The organism is Microbacterium sp. Y355 (assembly GCF_059445345.1).
In genome coordinates this window covers 239,428-258,547 of record NZ_JCAIUD010000001.1, presented here as the reverse complement: position 1 = coordinate 258,547, position 19,120 = coordinate 239,428, and the positions used below count along the sequence as shown (strand labels likewise).

The 19,120-nt window shown below is 64.8% G+C and carries 14 protein-coding genes; 6 read left to right on the top strand and 8 right to left on the bottom strand.

Going from position 1 to position 19,120, the window contains the following annotated elements; all coding sequences use genetic code 11:
* The 4 genes from AC1C2O_RS01290 (at position 1) to AC1C2O_RS01275 (ending at position 5,474) form a co-directional block, all read left to right on the top strand.
* Positions 1 to 903, top strand: coding sequence for an ABC transporter permease (locus AC1C2O_RS01290; protein WP_495428621.1), 903 nt, complete (start codon positions 1 to 3; stop codon positions 901 to 903).
* Positions 900 to 2,828, top strand: coding sequence for an ABC transporter ATP-binding protein (locus AC1C2O_RS01285; RefSeq protein ID WP_495428620.1), 1,929 nt, complete (start codon positions 900 to 902; stop codon positions 2,826 to 2,828). The genes AC1C2O_RS01290 and AC1C2O_RS01285 overlap by 4 nt, the downstream gene beginning before the upstream one ends.
* A 131-nt stretch (positions 2,829 to 2,959) precedes the next feature.
* Positions 2,960 to 4,672 carry an ABC transporter family substrate-binding protein gene (locus AC1C2O_RS01280; protein ID WP_495428619.1) on the top strand — a complete coding sequence of 571 codons (1,713 nt, stop codon included), beginning with the start codon at positions 2,960 to 2,962 and terminating at the stop codon, positions 4,670 to 4,672.
* Between the two features lie 67 nt (positions 4,673 to 4,739).
* Positions 4,740 to 5,474: an alpha/beta hydrolase gene (locus tag AC1C2O_RS01275; RefSeq protein ID WP_495428618.1), complete on the top strand. Its 735-nt coding sequence runs from the start codon at positions 4,740 to 4,742 to the stop codon at positions 5,472 to 5,474.
* Here AC1C2O_RS01275 and AC1C2O_RS01270 read toward each other — a convergent pair.
* Positions 5,413 to 6,675: an MFS transporter gene (locus AC1C2O_RS01270; RefSeq protein WP_495428617.1), complete on the bottom strand. Its 1,263-nt coding sequence runs from the start codon at positions 6,673 to 6,675 to the stop codon at positions 5,413 to 5,415. The genes AC1C2O_RS01275 and AC1C2O_RS01270 overlap by 62 nt on opposite strands.
* The gene (locus AC1C2O_RS01265) at positions 6,672 to 8,024 is read right to left on the bottom strand and encodes a GH1 family beta-glucosidase (RefSeq protein ID WP_495428616.1); all 1,353 of its coding nucleotides are present in this window, start codon (positions 8,022 to 8,024) and stop codon (positions 6,672 to 6,674) included. Before AC1C2O_RS01265 ends, AC1C2O_RS01270 begins: the two co-directional genes overlap by 4 nt.
* Before the next feature lie 199 nt (positions 8,025 to 8,223).
* Here AC1C2O_RS01265 and rpsT point away from each other — a divergent pair, with 199 nt between their 5' ends.
* Entirely contained in the window at positions 8,224 to 8,487 is a 264-nt protein-coding gene (gene rpsT / locus AC1C2O_RS01260) for a 30S ribosomal protein S20 (RefSeq protein WP_495428615.1), read from the top strand.
* A gap of 249 nt (positions 8,488 to 8,736) precedes the next feature.
* On the opposite strand, the gene holA is transcribed toward rpsT, so the two are convergent.
* The 6 genes from holA to AC1C2O_RS01230 all read right to left on the bottom strand — a co-directional run bounded on the left by holA (position 8,737) and on the right by AC1C2O_RS01230 (position 18,399).
* Positions 8,737 to 9,774: a DNA polymerase III subunit delta gene (holA, locus tag AC1C2O_RS01255; protein WP_495428614.1), complete on the bottom strand. Its 1,038-nt coding sequence runs from the start codon at positions 9,772 to 9,774 to the stop codon at positions 8,737 to 8,739.
* A gap of 189 nt (positions 9,775 to 9,963) precedes the next feature.
* Positions 9,964 to 11,166, bottom strand: coding sequence for a M23 family metallopeptidase (locus tag AC1C2O_RS01250; RefSeq protein ID WP_495428613.1), 1,203 nt, complete (start codon positions 11,164 to 11,166; stop codon positions 9,964 to 9,966).
* Between the two features lie 194 nt (positions 11,167 to 11,360).
* Complete coding sequence (locus AC1C2O_RS01245) at positions 11,361 to 13,712, bottom strand: ComEC/Rec2 family competence protein (RefSeq protein ID WP_495428612.1); 2,352 nt, start codon at positions 13,710 to 13,712, stop codon at positions 11,361 to 11,363.
* Positions 13,709 to 14,311, bottom strand: a complete 603-nt coding sequence (locus tag AC1C2O_RS01240) for a ComEA family DNA-binding protein (RefSeq protein ID WP_495428611.1) — start codon at positions 14,309 to 14,311, stop codon at positions 13,709 to 13,711. The genes AC1C2O_RS01245 and AC1C2O_RS01240 overlap by 4 nt, the downstream gene beginning before the upstream one ends.
* Before the next feature lie 115 nt (positions 14,312 to 14,426).
* A complete protein-coding gene (leuS, locus tag AC1C2O_RS01235) occupies positions 14,427 to 17,048 on the bottom strand; it encodes a leucine--tRNA ligase (protein ID WP_495428610.1) in 2,622 nt (873 codons plus the stop codon).
* 37 nt (positions 17,049 to 17,085) lie between these two features.
* Entirely contained in the window at positions 17,086 to 18,399 is a 1,314-nt protein-coding gene (locus tag AC1C2O_RS01230; protein WP_495428609.1) for an anthranilate synthase component I family protein, read from the bottom strand.
* 42 nt (positions 18,400 to 18,441) lie between these two features.
* On the opposite strand from AC1C2O_RS01230, the gene AC1C2O_RS01225 reads away from it, so the two are divergent.
* A complete protein-coding gene (locus tag AC1C2O_RS01225; RefSeq protein ID WP_495428608.1) occupies positions 18,442 to 19,119 on the top strand; it encodes a DedA family protein in 678 nt (225 codons plus the stop codon).
* Position 19,120: the final 1 nt, after the last annotated feature.

The window sequence follows — 19,120 nt, the reverse complement described above, 5'->3', positions numbered from 1 at the left end:
ATGACAATCGACGCAATTGAGAACCCCGTACTCGACGCGAGCAAACCGATGTCGAAGTGGACGTTGTACTCACGACGATTCATGCGCAACAAGCCGGCGGTCGCTGGCATCGCGATATTCCTCCTACTCGTGCTGTTCGCGATCATCGCGCCACTCATCGCGAAGTACGACCACATCGAGCTCGACTTCCTGAACCTCAGCAGTCCACCCTCGGCAGAACACTGGTTCGGCACCACAGCGTCGGGTAACGATGCCTTCGCCCAGGTCGCCATTGGCCTGCAGCGTTCACTCATGATCGCAGTGAGTGTTTCCGTTGGCACCACAGTGCTGTCTGCGATCATCGGCACGGCTGCGGCCTACTTCGGCGGCTGGACCGAGAGGATCACCCTCACCATCATTCACTTCATGATGGTGATCCCCAGCTTCCTCATCCTGTCGCTCCTGTCCAACAAGTCCGGCGGTGACTGGCGGGTCATTGCGCTGATCCTGATCTTCGTGGTCGGCTGGTACTTCCCGGCTCGCGTCGTTTGGACTACCGCACTGTCGTTGCGTGAACGCGAGTACGTGCACGCAGCTCGCTACATGGGTGTTTCCGGCATGAAGATTGTGATGCGGCACCTTCTGCCTAATATCGGCTCGCTGCTCGTGATCAACTTCACGCTCGGCATCGTCGGGGCGGTCATGGCCGAAACCGGGCTTTCGTTCATCGGCTTCGGCGTGAAGATCCCTGATGTCTCGCTCGGTTCTCTGATCGGATCCGGTGCGAACACAATCACCAGTGCGCCGTGGCTGTTCTACTTCCCGGCAGCAGCGCTCACGCTCCTGACCGTGTCGATGGCGCTCGTCGCCGACGGTCTGCGCGACGCCCTCGATCCCACCTCGGCTGCAGGAGGACAAGCATGAGCGCCATCATCTCGGTACGCGACCTCACGGTCAGCTTCGCTTCAGAGGCGGGTCGGGTCGACGCTGTGCGCGGCGTCTCCTTCGACCTCGAAGCAGGCAAGACGCTCGGCATCGTGGGTGAGTCTGGTTCAGGAAAGTCCGTCACCTCGCTCGCCATCATGGGCCTTCTCGACGAGAACGCCCGTGTTTCGGGTTCGATCATCTATGACGGCCAGGAACTGCTCGGGAGATCCGACAAGCAGATGTCGGTCATCCGTGGCAACGGTCTCGCCATGATTTTCCAGGACCCGCTGACCTCGCTCACCCCGGTGTTCACAGTTGGAGACCAGCTGATCGAGGCGCTGACGGTGCACCGCAGCATGTCGAAGAAGGAAGCCTGGGACCGCTCGATCGAACTGCTGCGCGTTGTCGGCATCTCGGATCCCGAGAAGCGCATGAAGGGCTTCCCGCACGAATTCTCCGGCGGAATGCGTCAGCGCGTGGTGATCGCGATCGCCATGGCGAACAACCCCAAGCTGATCATCGCTGACGAGCCGACAACGGCTCTCGATGTCACCATTCAGGCGCAGATTCTCGATCTGATCGAGAAGGCGCAGGATGAGACCGGCGCCGCGACCATCATGATCACGCACGACATGGGCGTAGTCGCACGCATGGCTGACGACGTCATGGTGATGTACGCAGGCCGCCCCATCGAACACGCTCCGGTGGGTGAGCTCTTCCACCACACCCGGATGCCGTACTCCATCGGTCTGCTCGGCGCGATCCCTCGTGTCGACAAGGCAGAGAAGGAGCCGCTGATTCCGATCAAGGGCAACCCTCCCCTGCTGATCAACCTGCCGGATGCCTGCCCGTTCGCAGACCGCTGCCCCATCGTCATGGATGCTTGCCGTACGCGAGAGCCTGACCTCGTACCGGTGCAGACGGGCACGAACGCGTCGCACAGCGTCGCCTGCATCCGTGCGAACGAGATCGAGGACGGCGGCCTCATCGGCGGCCTTCCGGTGTATCCGATCCCGCCGATCCCGGAGAGCGATCTCACCCGCACGCCGCGCGAAGAACGCCCCATCACGCTCGACGTGCGCAACATGACCAAGACGTTCCCGCTCATGAAGGGTGCATTCTTCAAGCGCAAGGTCGGCGAGGTGCACGCTGTCAAGAGCATCAGCTTCGACGTGCGCGAGGGCGAAACGATGGCGATCGTGGGCGAGTCCGGCTCCGGTAAGACCACCACGCTCCTGCAGATCATGGATCTGGTCAAGCAGCACGATGGCGACATCATCATCAACGGCACGAGCGTCAACGACATCACCAACCGCTCCATCGAGCGCCAGGTGCGTCGCGACATCCAGATCGTGTTCCAGGACCCGATGGGTGCGCTCGACCCGCGCATGACAGTCGCCGATGTGATCGCTGAGCCGCTGCGTGCTATCGGCACGCCCAAGGCTGAGGTACACCGACGCGTCACAGAGCTGATGGATCTGGTCGGCCTGAACCCTGCCCATATCGACCGTTTCCCCGGCGCCTTCTCCGGCGGACAGCGTCAGCGCATCGGCATCGCCCGTGCTCTGTCGACGAACCCGAAGATCATCGTGCTCGATGAGCCGGTTTCGGCCCTCGACGTGTCGATCCAGGCCGGCGTCATCAACCTTCTCGACGAGCTAAAGGTCAAGCTCGGGCTGTCTTACCTGTTTGTGGCACACGACCTCTCGGTCGTGCGGCACATCGCAGACCGCGTCGCTGTTATGTACCTCGGCGATTTCGTCGAGCACGGCGATGTGAACGACCTCTTCGAGAACCCCCAGCATCCGTATACGAAGGCGTTGCTCTCGGCGATCCCCGTGCCCGATCCTGACATCGAGCGCACGCGCGACCGTTTGATATTCAACCCGGAAACGCGGCAGGCCGAGCCTGTTGTGCGCTGAGTGTGTTACCGGCAGGTAACGGTCGGTCACTGTCCGATAACAGTTAGTCCCGATTCACTGTGGTCGCCGCATTTTGACCGGCGTGCGAACTATTCTCGCCTTATGACACGCCGCAAGGCGGAAGGAGAACCATGAAGCAGCACAAGCTGATGGGGACGATCGCGTTCAGCGGAGTCCTCGCACTTGCCCTCGCGGGCTGTGCAGCCGGCACCGGCGACAACGGTGACGGTGGCGAAAACGGCGCAGCGCCCGTCGAGACCAAGGCCGCGGATTACAACCCGCAGGATCGCGAGAGCCTCGCCCAGGGAGGCGAAGTCCGCTTCCCGATCAACGAGATTCCGGAGCAGCTGAACTCGTTCAACGGTGACGCGTCTGCAGACACCACGCGCGTCGCCGCCTGGTACATGCCGCAGATGATGCTGATGGAGGCAGACGGAACTCCATACAAGAACGACGCCTACCTCGATGCCTGGGATCTCGAGACTGTAGACGGCAACACCCAGATCACCTTCACCTTCACGGATGAGGCGCACTGGAACGACGGCACCGACATGGACTGGACCGCCATCGACGCCACGTGGAAGGCCAACCGCTCCACGGAAGAAGGCTTCACCCCGAACGCGACCGACGGCTACAAGCAGATCGCCTCGGTTGAGCAGGGCGACACCGCAAAGACCGCGGTCGTCACCTTCGACGGTGAGTTCGCATGGCCGGAGATGCCTTTCCTTACGGGAATCATCCACCCCGCGCTCGCCGACCCGACGACCTTCAACGAGGCCATGATCGGCGACCCGCACCCCGAGTGGGGCGCAGGCCCGTACAAGATCGAGGAGTTCGACGCGAACTCCCAGTACATCTCGTTCGTTCCGAACGAGCTGTGGTGGGGCAATGAGCCTCTTCTCGACAAGGTCTCCTTCCAGGCGATGGATGCCTCGGCCTCCATCAACGCCTTCAAGGCCGACGAGATCGACACCGTCGAGGTCACGAGCAAGGATCGCCTCGAGCAGGTCAAGGACATGACCGACATCGAGCTGTACCGCGCAACGCAGACCGCGAGCACGCTGATCCAGGTCGACGCTGACAAGCCGCAGTTCGAGGACGTCAAGGTCCGCGAAGCCTTCTTCAAGGCGATCAACATCGACCAGCAGAAGGAGATCGCTTGGAACGGTCTGGACTACGAAGAGGAGCCTGCTGGCTCGCTCACGCTGTTCCCGTTCCAGCCTGGCTACAGCAACGCTCTCGCCGAGGCCGGCTGGGAGTACGACCCTGAGGCCGCTAGCGCGCTTCTCGAAGAGGCCGGCTGGGAACTGAACGACGACGGCATCCGCGAGAAGGATGGCGAGACGCTGTCGGTCGTGTACCCGGTCTGGAGTGACAGCCCGACCAACGAGGCGCTTGCCAAGGCGCTTCAGGCACAGCAGAAGGCAGTCGGCATCGACCTGCAGGTCGAGGTTCGCCCGTCGACGGACTTCTCGAACGACTACGTGTCCAAGAACTGGGACGTCTCTTCGCTGCGCTTCACCTCTTCTGACCCGTTCGGTGCTGCCTGGTTCTGCCAGCTGTACTGCATGGACATGGGCCTGAACCTCTCCGGCGTTCAGTCGGCGGAGATGGACCAGCGCATCCACGATGAGGTTGAGTCGCTTGCGACCGCAGACGAGCAGACGGCCGCGGCCATGAAGCTCGAGGCAGAGATCTTCCAGGACTGGGGCCTCATCCCGCTCTACAACGGTCCGATCATCTCGGCCGTCAAGACCGGTCTTGCTAACCTCACCCCCGAGGCATACGTCGGCATGGACGGCTTCGGCGTCCAGCCCGTAGAGAACGTGGGCTGGGAGAAGTAAGCACCTAGCAACATCCAGCGGGGTCGGTGGTTCATCCACCGGCCCCGCTTTTTCTATGCTGGAGTGTATGAGCATCCAAGTAGTCCTCGTGCATGGCATCCGCACATCCCGCACCATGTGGCGCTCCCAGCTCGCGCATCTTGCCGAGCGAGGCGTCGATGCCGTAGCCGTCGACCTCCCCGGCCACGGTTCGCGTATGGCCGAGACATTCGCTCTCGATACGGCAATGGCGAGCATCGACGAGGCGGTTCAGGATGCCGCCGCTCGAGGCCCGGTGCTGCTCGTGGGCCATTCCATGGGTGGACTGCTTTCGGTCGCTTATGCCAGCGCCGAAGACGCACCGCCGATCGCTGGCTTCATCGGAGCCTCCTGCACTGGCCTCCCTCGGGGCACAGGGCTCAGCGCATATCGCTTCGTTGCGCGCACGTTCAACGCTCTCCCCGACCAGGGGCAATGGCTCACCTCCCAGGTGCTCGCGGCAACGCTGCCTGATGAGACCAGAGGTGATTTCGCCGCAGGCGGCTACGCATTCGCCGCGCAGGACGTCGCATTGGCGAGCCTCGGCGCGCTCGATCTCGCGGCCGGCCTCCATCGGATGACCATGCCGCTGTGGTGGATCAACGGCCAGTTCGACCAACTGCGCACGCATGAGCGGCTCTTCCAAAGCCTCACGCCGCACTCCGAGCTGATCGTCGTGCCACGCACCTCGCACCTGATCACCGCGATGCGTCCGCGGGTATTCAATGCGCTGTTGGACGTGGCTGTCGCAACACTGCAGCAGGATGCACCGCCACAGTCATAACGGCACCGAGCACCGACAGGATGCCAGCGGCGAGGAACAGCAGCCAGAAGCCTCCCACCAGCGCGACCAGGCCTGCTCCCAGAAGCGGGCCCAACAGCTGGCCGAGACTGGCGGAGACGTTCACTATGCCCAGATCACGCGCGTGATGCGAAGCCTTCGGCAGCAGATCGGTTGCGAGCGCCAGACTCACCGCCATGTACGCGCCATAACCGACGCCCATCACTGCGGCCGCGATCGCCGTGCCGAGGAAGGTCGGCGATATGAGGATCATCACCGCGGAAAGCCCTTGGATGAGCGCCGCGATGATGACGATGGACTTTCGATTTCCGGTGCGGTCTGAGATGGAGCCCGCGATGAGAGATGCCGCGACCACGAAGATCGTGTAGATCACGATGAGCACCAGCAGGTCATCTTCAGCACTCGCGGCCGGCGATCCGATTCCGTACAGCAGGAAGAAGAGCAGCAGCGCAGTGCCCAGCGCGTTGCCGATGTTCACGGTGAGGCGACTGGCCAGTACCCAGACGAAGTTCCGGTCTTGGAGCGCGCCCATCCGCTCTCGCCAGCTCTGTTGCGACGCCGGACGAGTCCACGTCGGCTGAGGGTCTGGAAGCAGCACCGCGGTTCCCACACCGACGACGAGGATCAGCCCCGCGAGCATGATGTAGCTCGCCACCACGCCAAGCCCCAGCAGCACGACGGCGCCGACGCCCACGACGATTCCCACTGCCTGGGCCGAACTCACGAACGCAGACGCGGTGCCGCGCTGGGCGAAGACCTGGTCGGCGATCATAGCTGTGAGCGCGGCTGACACCACGGCGACGCCGATCGAGACGCCCACCCACGCCGCGCCGACGGCGACCGGCTCGCTGACCGTTCCGGTGAGCACGAGGGATGCGGCAGACAGTAGAGACCCGCCGATCGCCCAGGGGCGGCGTCTCCCCCAGCGTGATCTGGTGCGGTCTGACAGCATGCCTGCGAGCGGCCCCGCAATCACCCCCGCCATTCCTCCGACAGACAGGATCAGCCCTGACCAGATGACGCCGGTGATCCAGTCGTGCTCTCCTCCAGGAGTGTCCAGCTGAAGCGGGAGCAGCAGTTGCACGGGTGTCAACTGCACGGTCCAGACCGCAAGCCACGCCAGAGCGAACAGAGTCAGCCATCCCCCGCCCACGCGTCCGTCGCGCGGCATCAGGCCCTTCATCGGCGCGCCTTTGTGATCAGCGCGCGGTACCAGTCATACGAGGCCTTGGGCGTGCGGTGCGAGGTCTGCTGGTTCACGTGTACGAGGCCGAAGCGCTGCGTGAATCCGTGTGCCCACTCGAAGTTGTCGAGCAGACTCCAGACCGTGTACTCGTCAATGCGGACGCCCTGGGCGATGGCATCCGCGACCGCGCCGATATGCCCCTCGAGGTAGGCAATGCGTCGGTCATCGTCGATCGGACCGTCGACCACGTCCGGTTCGGGGAAGGACGCACCATTCTCGCCGATGATGATCGGTGGCAGCCTGTCTCCGTATCGTCGGGCAGCGTCTGTGAGGAACATCGTGAGCGCCGCCGGTTCGATGGGCCACAGCTCTCCGAAGCCGGTGTGCTCCACACCGGGCGTGGGTACCTGGAGGAACGGCACAGGTGCTCCGTCGGGCGCCGCGGCGATTGTGGTGGGGTTGTAGAAGTTCACTCCGTAAAAATCGGATGCCGCGGAGATGACGCCCATATCGCCGTCCTTTATCGGAAGGTCGACGCCGAGAGGCGTGAGATCTGGATAGCTGCCCGTCAGCACGGGATCGGCGAACAGGCGGTTGTGGATCACGTCGTACAGGTACGCCGCGGCCTGGTCGGCCTCAGAATCGGAAGCGGGACGCACCCAGGTGTGGTTGTTTGCTATGCCGACGGTGTCCGCACCATGCGCACGCAGCACCGCGGCGGCGCGCCCGTGTGCCAGAAGTTGATGATGCACGGTGGGGAGAGAATCGAACAGCAACTGCCTGCCAGGGGCGAGCTCTCCGATCGCGTAGCCCTGCAGCGCTGTCGAGACGGGCTCATTGACCGTGTACCAGTTCTTGACCCGGTCGCCCAGAGCGTCCGCCACGATCTCGGTGTACTCCGCGAATCGCTCGACCGTATCTCTCGCAAGCCAGCCACCCGCGGCTTCCAACGTTGCGGGGAGATCCCAGTGGTACAGCGTCGGGAACGGGACGATTTCTGCGTCGAGAAGCCCGTCGACCAGGCGGTCGTAGTAAGCGAGACCCGCGCGCTCCGCGGCGCCGCCGCCGCTCGGCTGCACGCGCACCCATGAGATCGAGAAGCGGTACCGGTCGACTCCGAGTCCTCGAAGCAGAGCGATGTCGTCCTCGTAGCGCTCGTAGCTCGCGGGCCCAGGATCTGCGGTCGAGGCATCCTTCACTCGCCCTGGCGTATCGACGAAGTCATCCCAGATCGAGCACCCGCGGCCGTCCGCGTGGCGCGATCCTTCGACCTGGAACGCAGCGGTCGCCGCCGACCAGCGCATGCTGATCGGCGGCGAGAAGGGTCGATCGCTTGCATCCGCCATGGAAAGCTCCTTCGCCCGTATAGCGCCCAGCATGCCGCATCGGAAACACTCAGCGCCAGCGGCGCGCGATGAATGCGTCCGAGACCTGGTAGAGTTGGTTCTTGGCTTGCGTGTGGGTTCGCCCCGCACGACCGTCGGACTGCGGCCCTCTTCCCGCATACGACATACCCCATCCATCACTGAACGGAAGTTTCCACGCGTGGCAAACATCAAGTCGCAGATCAAGCGCAACAAGACCAATGAGAAGGCTCAGGCCCGTAACAAGGCAGTGAAGTCCGAACTCAAGACTGCCATCCGCAGCACCCGCGCGGCCATCGCCAAGGGCGACAAGCCCGCCGCCGAGGCAACGCTGAAGGTCGCTTCGAAGAAGCTCGACAAGGCCGTCAGCAAGGGCGTCATTCACGAGAACCAGGCTGCGAACCGCAAGTCCTCGATCGCCAAGCAGGTTTCGGCTCTTAGCTGATTCAAGCCGAGCTGATTCAAGCTGAGCTGATTCAAGCTGAGCTGATTCAAGCTGAGCTGGTTCGCTTCAGATAGCCCGTCCCGTTCGCGGGGCGGGCTTCTTGCTGTGCCCGGCCGTCGTTCCTCTGTCCTCAGCCGTACACCTGCAGGGCGATCGTACGGATGCAGGGCGATCGTACGGATGCCCCTGCGTTCGTGCATCGGCCCTGCAAGTGTGCAGCACTGATGAGGCCCGGGAGGGCTAGACGGCCTACTCCCCGAAGGGTGCACGCGTGGCGATGACGGTGACCATGCGCTCCAGCGCGAAGATCGGGTCGCGCGCAGCGCCCTTGACCTCGGCATCTGCCCTCGCCGTGGCCTGGATGGCAAGGCCCAGCGATCGCTCATTCCAGCCACTCAGGTCGCGACGGGCTCGATCTACCTGCCAGTCCTTCATCCCGAGGCGCTGCGCGAGACTGCGACTGGGCTCGCGCTGACCGGCCACGCGGGCCATGGTGCGCAGCTTCATCGCGAAGGCAGCGACCATCGGCACAGGGTCGGCGCCGGAGTCGAGCGCGTGGCGCAGTGCCACCAGCGCTTCGCCATACCGGCCAGCGATGGCCGTATCGGCAACGACGAAGGCGGAGATCTCGACGCGGCCACCGTAGTACTTGGTGACGGTGTCTTCACTGATGTCGCCCTCGATATCGCGGATCAGCTGCTGGCAGGCCGACGCCAGCTCGGTCAGATCATCCGCGAAGGCCGATACCAGCGCACGCAGAGCCTGAGGCGCGATCCGTCGCCGAGCCGCTGTGAACTCCCCCGCGGCGAAGTCAACACGGTCGCCATCGCGTTTGATCGTCGGGCACGCGATCTCGATGCCGCCGCCGGTGCCGTTTCGCAGTGCGTCCAGCAGCTTCTTCCCCCGCACGCTCGCGCCGGTGTGCCGCAGTAACACCGTCGCACCGTCCTGCGGATGCTCAAGGTAGGAGACGGCCTCCTGCAGGAACGCATCCGAGCACTTCTCGACGCCGGACACGCGGACGAGTCGCGGTTCGCCGAACAACGACGGCGAGGTCAGCGCGAGCAGGGTGCCCGGCGCGTAGTCATCGGCTCGCACATCGCTGACTTCGAGAGCCGGGTCTTCCGCACGCAGGTAGTCGCGGATGCCGGCAATCGCGCGCTCTGCACACACTTCTTCCGGACCGAAGACGAGCACGAGCGGGGCCGGACGCGGCTCGCGCCACGACACCTGCGGAACCTTCGTCGCTTTCGCACCACCACGGGCTGAGGAACGAGGAGCGGCCATGATTCGAGCCTACCCGGGGTCGTCGACATCGGCGGCGCCGACCGGGCAGTCATCGCGCTCGGCCCACACTTTCGGCAGCGACTTCCTGAAGCCACTGCTCCGCCGACTGCGTCCTGCGTCTGGGTAACGCCGCGCGTGGGCCTGCGGCCGCGCACTACAGGCCTCACTCGACGGACAGTGTTCTCGGGACTACTCAGGCGCGGCGGAGGCCGACGGTTCAGGCGTGCTGGCCGGGGGCGCCGTTGGCGCCGTCGAGGCCGGGGGCGCCGTCGGCTCCGTCGGGACCGGTGGCGCCGTCGGCTCTTGCGAGGCCGGAGGCTGCGTCGGGGCCGGAGGCTGCGTCGGCTCAGGTGAGGCAGGAGGTGCCGTCGGCTCAGGCGAAGCCGGAGGATCCGTGGGTTCCGGCGTGGTCGGCGGAACCGTGGGAGTCGGATCCGGCGTCGGCGTTCCCGGTGGGTCCGTCGGCGTCGGAGTCGGGTCCGGAGTACCCGTCGGAGACGGGGTCGGCGTGCCAGACGGCGTGGGCGTCGGTGTACCACTCGGCGTGGGCGTCGGTGTGCCACTCGGCTTCGGCAACGGTTTGGGCTCCGACGACCCGGGAACCTGCGCTGGCATGCCGCCCCCCGGCCTCGGGGTCCACGGTGCGACCTCGACGGGATCGCCTGCGCCGTCGAGGTAACCGCGCGGATCGACGGCCACGCCGTTGACCCGTACTTCGAAGTGCAAGTGGTTTCCGAAACTGCGGCCAGTGTTTCCCACGAGACCGATCGGATCTCCCGCTTCTACCCAGTCGCCCTCTTCAACGACGCGGCTGCCGTAGGTCATGTGTCCGTAGAGCGTCTGCACGCCGTTGACGTGTTGAATGATGACTGCGACGCCATACCCGGAGTGCGACTCGCTCGAGAGCACGACGATGCCGGGCGAGGCGGCAGTGATCGGCGTTCCTCCTGCTGCGGCGAGGTCCATGCCGGCGTGCCGCCCGCCGCGCGTGCCGAAGTTATCCGAGATTCTGGCGTTCGCGACAGGCCAGATAAATTTACCGACGGACGACATTGCTACATCGTCTTTAAACCGTGAGAGGTCGACATCCATACCCGACGCGATGGCCGACCGGATGAGCGCTTCACGGGCATCTCGACCCATCGCGGCGAGCTCGTTCTTCGTCGTCGCCGAGTAGATACTGGCGGTGCGCGGTGACACCTGGACGAGCGCGCTCTCGGCGAATCGTGTCGCCACGTCGGAGAACCCCGCGGTGGGCGACTCAAGCGCCTCGATGTGATCCGACTCGTCGTGCACTCGTATCGAGGCGGCGGCCTCCGGCGGGTTCTCGTCGGAGGCGACGATGACTATGCCCGCTCCGGTTGCCGCGACGACGAGCGCAGACGCCGCCACGCACGCATAAAAGACGCGCATCAACCGCTTGACGCGGGTGGATGCGACGTCCTTTTCTCGATTTGATTCGTCCGCCTGCATATTTCCCCTGCACTCATCCTGAGCGCTCCGGGCGGATCGCGCAAGGTCAACAGCACCTCCCGCACGCCGCGGTCGCCCTCCCGGGCGCCCCACCGCTGACTGCGCAGTGTTCTTCACCTGTCCGCATCGGCGGCATCGTTCAGGCTATCATCGCGCTCGGTCCATACAGTCAGCTCGCCATTCTTCAGCCCGATCAGGATGCGTCCCTGCAGATCTGTGCGCACGGTGAGAGCACCTGCGGCCTCTGCAAGCGCTATCGTCTCCGCGCGCGGGTGACCGTAGTCGTTGCCCTCGCCAGCGCTCAGGATCGCGACAGCGGGCCTCAGAAGCGCGTACAGACCAGGATCCTGATCGGCGCTGCCGTGATGGGCGACCTTCACGACCGCATACGGCCCGTGCAACTGTGGACTGAGCATCCGCTGTGGCACCGCCGAGAGGTCACCGAGGAAGATTGATCGCGGCACATCTCCGCCTGCGAACTCCATCACGATGCTGGCATCGTTGCCCGCCGGAAAGGCCACCGAGTCTTTGCGCGGCCACAACACGTTCCATGAGGCGGCCCCCAACGTTCCATGCATGCCCGCGGAGGCCGTGACCAACTGAGCGCCAGCCCGAGCCAGGCCTGCCAGCAGTTCCGTCTGCTGCACCGAATCGGTGGGGCCATGCAGCACCGTGCCCACGCGGCCCTCGACAACAGACACCGCGCCGACATGATCGGCATCGAAGTGGGTGAGCACGAGCAAGTCGATCCGGTCGACCTCGAGCGCATTCAGGCACGTCGAAAGCAGATCCGGCTCCATTCCGGTGTCGATCAGTGCGATCTGGTCATCAGAGCGCACGAGAAGCGCGTCGCCCTGTCCAATGTCGCACGCCGCGACAGCCCATTCGTTTGGCACCGTCGTTCCGACCAGAGGGCCGGTCAGAAGCATCCGCGCACCAACAAGCGCCATGGCGACAACGAGCACAGCGAACGACGCTCCGCGCACCCACCGAACGGCCGCGAACCTGCCAGTGCACAACACCACTCCGAGCGCCACGCTCAGCACAGTGACGAGCAGCGCCGCCCCGATCCCCGGGATCACGAGCATCGTCGCTCCCGGCAGCCCTGCAGATACCGTCGCTGTGGTCGAGATCCACGCCGCAGGAAGCCATGCGGATGCCGCGAACAGATCCGCCAGCGGAGGAATCGGAGCCGCAAGACACGCGAGCAGTCCGATGACCGTCGCGATGGGTGCGGCCGGGCCCGCCAGCATGTTGGCCGGGATACCGATGATCGACTGCTGCTCAGCGAACAGCGCGATGACCGGGCCACAGGCGAGTTGAGCGGCGAGAGGAATGCCGATCGCTAGAGCCAGCGGCTGTGGCATCCATCGGGACAGACCGCGAGATAGCGGCGGAGCCAGCACGATCAGTGCGGCGGTCGCCGCAGCAGAAAGCGCGAACCCCGGGGTTGCCGCCAGCCACGGGTCGGCGATGAGGATGCCGACTACCGCGAGGCAGAGCACACCCACTCCTGCGCTTGGGCGGCCGCACAACAGTGTCAGCATCGCAAGGCCAGCCATCACCCCAGCGCGAATCACGCTCGGCTCCGGAGTGACCAGCACGACGAATGCTGCCAGCGCCGTCAGCGCCAGCACGACGCGCAGAGCGCGGCCACCGCCACACAGCGATACCAGCCAGAACACGGCTCCGACGACTATTGCGCAGTTCGCCCCGCTGACAGCCGTGAGGTGACTGAGTCCTGAGCTGAGCATGGCAGCGTTGAGCTCCTCCGAGACGGCCCTGGTGTCGCCGACCGCGAGTCCTGGCAGCAGGCCTGCGCCGGGCTCAGGCAGTGACCCGGCGCGCGCGACAAACTCCTCCCGCACGTGCGCGGCAACGCCGAAGACGCCGCGCGCGGGTTCCACGATCTCCACCGTCGTGCCGAAGACGACCAGCGCGGAGCGCTCCCCCGGATCCGTGATCTTCGCCTGTCCGAGGACGCGAATGAGAGCGCCCAGCTCGATGCCGGGGATGCGTTCGACGCCTACACGCATGGGCACGGACAGTGCGTCGGGTGAACCAGGAGTTCCGGCATACTCGGACTGCACATCGAACCACAGGCGCCCGTCACTGCCCACCGACGATGACGACGAGACTTCCGCCAGGACTTCGATGACGCGGCCGTCAAGTTCTGCCGCTGCGGCACGTTCGGGTCCAGCGAACCCCGCCGTCATGGCAGCTGCAGCCATGGCCAGAGACACCACGACCAGCAATCCGCCCCTCGCCTGGTCCGCTGGCCCTGGCTGGCGTGCGCGCCCGGTCTGTCGAACCATCACGATGAGCATCACCAGCCCGCCTACGGTGGTGACCCCCGCGCACCACCACGCCGCTGCAGGCAGGAAAACACAGACGAAAGCTACGCCCCACACCGCCAGCGCGAGAGGCACCAGGCGCAGGTCCCGCACCCGGGTGGATCCGTTCACACGCGCACCAGGTCTTTCAAACCAGCGAGCATCTTTTCGCCGATTCCCGGCACTGCGAGTAGATCTTCCACCGACTGAAAGCGGCCGTTCTTGTCGCGCCAGTCGATGATGCGCTGGGCCAACGCGGGCCCGATTCTCGGCAGCTCCTCAAGCGCCGCCTGATCGGCGTTATTGAGGTCGATCAGGCCATCGCCGACCTGCGGAGAACCACCGCCTTCTGCAGCTGCCCCGACCACCGGGACGATCAGCTGCTCGCCGTCGCTCAGCGGCCGAGCGAGGTTCACCGCCTGCAGGTCGGCATCGTCAAGCGTGCCCCCGGCCGCCGCAAGAGCATCGACGACGCGGGCGTCGGTCTCGAGCACGTAGAGCCCCGGATGCGTGACCTGCCCGAGCACGTGCACGTAAAGCTCGCCGGCGACCGACAGCTGATCAGACGATGCGTCGGTCGGAACAGTCTGCACTGGCTGAGCCTGCCCGCGCATGATGCCGAGCCCCACGGCGGCTGACAGCACGACAAGACCGAGCACGACAGCTGCGCCGATACTCAGCCGCAGGCGCGAGCGTGCCGGGACTGCGGGGGCCGGTTCAGTCGCTGACACTCCGCCACGTTAGGCACTTTGACGCCCCGCAGGATGCCGGAATCACGGCATCCGTGCACAACTCACTCCGGCGCTGAGCTGTGCAGACGAAGAAGAAGAACTACCTGCGACAGACTCAGCCCTTGACGGCGAAGCTCACGATCTTCGGAGCGCGAACAATCACCTTCACGATCTCCTTGTCGCCGATCGCGCGGATGACACGCTCGTCAGCACGCGCAAGCGCTTCTAGCTCCGCCTCGCTGATCTTGGCCGACACCTCGAACTGTGCCCGCACCTTGCCGCCGACCTGCGCCACAGCCGTGACCGTGTCTTCGACCAAGAGTGCAGGGTCTGCCTGACGCCAGGTCACCAGTCCGACAGACGGCTCGTGTCCGAGCGCCTCCCACATCTCCTCCGCGGTGTGCGGAGCGATGAGGTCGAGCATCACAGCGATCGTCTCCACCGCTTCGCGGACGGCCGGGTCTGCCGCGCCGGCACCGGAGTCGATCGTCTTGCGGGTGAGGTTCACCAGCTCCATCAGGCGAGCCACAAGCACATTGAACTTTGTCTGCTCGACCAGTGCTGGAGCCTCAGCAAGCAGGTGATGCGTGCCCCGCCGCAGCACGGCATTGCCGTCCTTGAACAGCACGTCGACCGGGCTCGACACCTCGCCTGCCAGACGCATTGCACGAGCGAGGAACTTCTGGGAGCCCGTCGTCGAGACGTCCGCCCAGTCCTTGTCATCCTCCACCGGACCGGCGAAAGCTAGGCTCACGCGCACCGCATCGGCCCCGTGCTTGTCGAGTTCGTCCTCGAACAGCACCAGGTTGCCCTTGCTCTTCGACATCTTCGCGCCGTTGAGAATGACCATGCCCTGGTTGATCAGGCTGCTGAACGGCTCTGTGAAGTCGATCAGCCCCATGTCGAACAGCACCTTCGTGATGAAGCGTGCGTACAACAGGTGCAGAATCGCGTGTTCGACGCCACCGACGTACGAGTCGACCGGCGCCCACCGCGCGGCCTCGGTCGGGTCAAACGCGAACTGGTCGCTGTTCGGCGAGAGGAAACGCAGGAAGTACCACGAGCTGTCGACGAACGTGTCCATCGTGTCGGCATCGCGCAGCACAGGGTCGCCGCTGACAGGGTCAACCGTGCGTATCCATGACTCTGCCGCGCCGAGGGGCGAGGTGCCCTTGGGCGAGAGATCCAGACCGTCCACACTCGGCAGCTTCACCGGCAGATGGTCCTCGGGAACCGGAGTGACGTGGCCGTCTTCGTGGTGCAGCATCGGGATCGGCGTACCCCAGAACCGCTGCCGCGAGATCAGCCAGTCACGAAGACGGTAGTTCTTCGCCGCGCGGCCGGTGCCATTGGCAACCAACTGCTCGATCGCGCGAGCGACGGCATTGCGCTTGGACAGACCGTTCAGGTCGCCTGAGTTGATCATTCGGCCATCGCCGCTAAGCGCGACGCCCGTGACAGACGGATGCTGGTCATCGAAGTTCGCAGCGCCGGTGTCGATCGGCACGCCATCCTCGTCGACCTCGATGACAGGCATCGCACCGGTGACGGGAGCCATGGTGTCGACGACGACCTTGACGGGCAGGTCGAAGGCACGCGCGAAGTCGAGGTCACGCTGGTCGTGCGCAGGCACAGCCATGACCGCGCCGGTGCCGTAGTCGGCCAGCACGTAGTCTGCCGCCCAGACCTGCAGCTTCTCGCCGTTGACCGGGTTGATCGCGTAGCGCTCCAGGAAGATACCCGTCTTCGGTCGGTCAGTGGCCTGACGATCGATGTCGGTCGTCTTCTGCACCTTCGCGAGATACTCCTGGAAAGCCGTCTGCACCGCGGGCGACGCGCCAGCAGCGAGCTCCGTGGCCAGGTCGGCATCCGGAGCCACCACGAAGAACGTCGCGCCGTGCAGGGTGTCTGGGCGCGTGGAGAACACCGTTACCGGTTCTTCGCGTCCCTCGATGAGGAAGTCAACGTCGGCACCGATCGAACGGCCGATCCAGTTGCGCTGCATCTGCAGCACCTTGTGCGGCCAGCGGCCCTCGAGCTGGTTCAGGTCATCCAGCAGGCGGTCGGCATAGTCGGTGATCTTGAAGTACCACTGCGTGAGCTTCTTCTTCACGACCTCGGCGCCGCAGCGCTCACAGCGACCGTCGACGACCTGCTCGTTCGCGAGCACCGTCTGATCATTCGGGCACCAGTTGACCGGGCTCTTCTTCCGGTATGCCAGACCGCGCTCGTGTAGCTGCAGGAACAGCCACTGGTTCCAGTGGTAGTACTCAGGGTCCGAGGTGTGCAGCTCGCGCGACCAGTCAAACGAGGCGCCGTAAGCTTTGAAACTCACCTTCTGCTGGGCGATGTTCTCGTACGTCCACTCGCGCGGATCGGCGCCGCGACGGATGGCTGCGTTCTCGGCGGGCAGGCCGAAGGAGTCCCACCCGATCGGGTTGAGCACGTTGTGCCCGCGGTGACGCCAGAAGCGCGCGACGATGTCGGAGTAGAGGTAGTTTTCGGCATGCCCCATGTGCAGGTCGCCCGAGGGATAGGGGAACATCGCCAGCACGTACTTGCGCGGGCGGGTGTCTTCCACACCACCGGCGAGGAACGTCTCGTTATCGGCCCAGTACTTCTGCCACTTGGCTTGGATGGCGTGCGTCGACGGGGACTCGTCGGCGAGCTCAGTGGAGGAAGACAGATTTTCAGACAACGAACGGCCAATCTCAGGAAGCGGACTGCACAGATTCATTTGAACTGCAGAAGTCAGGAACTTCCAGGATATCGGATCACCCGCGGCGCCAGGCCTCTGGTAGCTCTGCACCGAGCGCGGCCAGCGGCGCTCGCGCCTTCGTGGCGACTTCATCGACTTCTGCGCCGGCAACAGAGCCCCAGGTGATCCCGCCGCCCGCGCCGATCACTGCACGTTCCGCGTCGATCAGGATGCTGCGGATCACCATCGCCAGATCCAATGCGCCGTCCACGCCCACATAGCCGAAGCATCCGCTGTACACGCCACGCGGAGCATCTGCCTCGAGCTCGTTCAACACCGTCATCGCCGAGAGCTTGGGCGCCCCGGTCATGCTCCCGGCCGGAAACGCGGCGTCCCACAGCGTCCGAACAGTGAGTCCAGCCGCCGCCTGGCCACTCACCGTGCTGACCAGCTGGTGCACGGCCGGATATGACTCCACCTCCCAGAGCCCGTCGACGCGGATCGTGCCCGGCACGCACACTCGCGAGAGATCGTTGCGCATCAGATCGACGATCATGACGTTCTCGGCGCGCTCCTTCGCACTGTCCAAGAGCTCTGCGGCGAGCGCGGCATCGGTCTCTGCATCCGCTCCGCGAGGACGGGTTCCCTTGATCGGTCGAGTCTGGATGCGCCCACCGGACGCGTGCAGGAATGTCTCCGGGCTGGCGCTGAGCAGCGCTCTGTCACCGATCCGGACGAATCCGCCATGGTGGGCGGGGGTCGCTGTGCGCAGCCGTAGATAGGTCTGCACCGGATCATGACGCCCCACCACGTCGAACCGTGTCGTGAGGCAGAGCTGGTAAGCGGTTCCGGCTCGGATCGCCTCGCGACATCGCTCGATGAGCACCGCGTACTGGTCTGGATCGTGTCGAGCGGTGGCCCAAGTGCGCGCGGGAGCCTCCACCGCAGAAAGCGCCATGTCTCCATCGGATGCCGCCGCCGCGTGCAGCCAGCCCTCGATCTGGATTGCAGAGCCCAGCATCCACGCGGCCCCCGTGGCGTGATCTAGTGCGACAGCACCCTGGACCCGCATCCAAGCGGGACCGCCCTCGGAGGTGGCAGCGGGCGCACCCGCCGCCTGTGCACCGGATTCGTAGTCCAGCCACCCGACCCAGCCGCCGCGGAACGGCGGAGCGTCCTTGAGCCCCGGTGAAGGCACATCGAGCGACACACCACCTGGGCCCTCGGCATCCATCTCCCCCACCCCGAGAATGCTCCATCCCGTGGCGGCGCCATCCCCGGCATCCAGCCAGAAAACGTCGTTGAACCGGGCCTCGAGAACACCGAAAAGCGCTTTGACGTCAACCGGCAAATCCGTACGTCGAAGGTCCAGGGGCAAATGGTGCGGCACCCTCTCAGCGTAAGGTGCGGCCGAGCACGTATTCTCGGGTGCGTGGACGACTTTCTCCAATGGCTTCTCGATGCCGTGCAGGCTGTCGACCCGGTCGCCCGCACACTGATCGCCGGTGTCGCCGTCATGCTGGAGACCAGCATCCTGATCGGACTGATCGTTCCCGGCGACACCATCGTGATCATCGCCTCCATGGGCGTCGAAGGTTGGACTGAGGCGATCGCGATGGTCGTCGCCGTCGTGATCGGCGCCCTCATCGGCGAGAGCATCGGTTTCTGGCTTGGCCGCTGGCTCGGCCCGCGCATCCGACACTCCTGGGTAGGACGGAAAATCGGTGAGAGGCACTGGCAACAGGCAGAGCGATATCTGCAGCGCCGGGGCGGTGTAGCGATCTTCATCTCCCGGTTCCTGCCTGTTCTGCACTCCCTCGTTCCCCTCACCGTAGGAATGAGCACATACTCGTACCGCCGTTTCCTGGCATGGACGGCACCCGCCTGCGTACTCTGGGCGACCGCGTATGTCAGCGTGACGTCACTGGCTGCCGGGACGTTCCGTGAACTCGTCGACCGAGTGCACTTCGCCGGGTACGTGTTCGTCGGCGTCATCATCGTTTTCCTGTTGCTGGTCTTCTTCGGCAAGAAACTCCTTACCCGCTGGGAAGCTCGGCACATGCACGTCGGCGATGAGGGCGAGGATGCCGCGTCAGGCATGAAAGACTGAG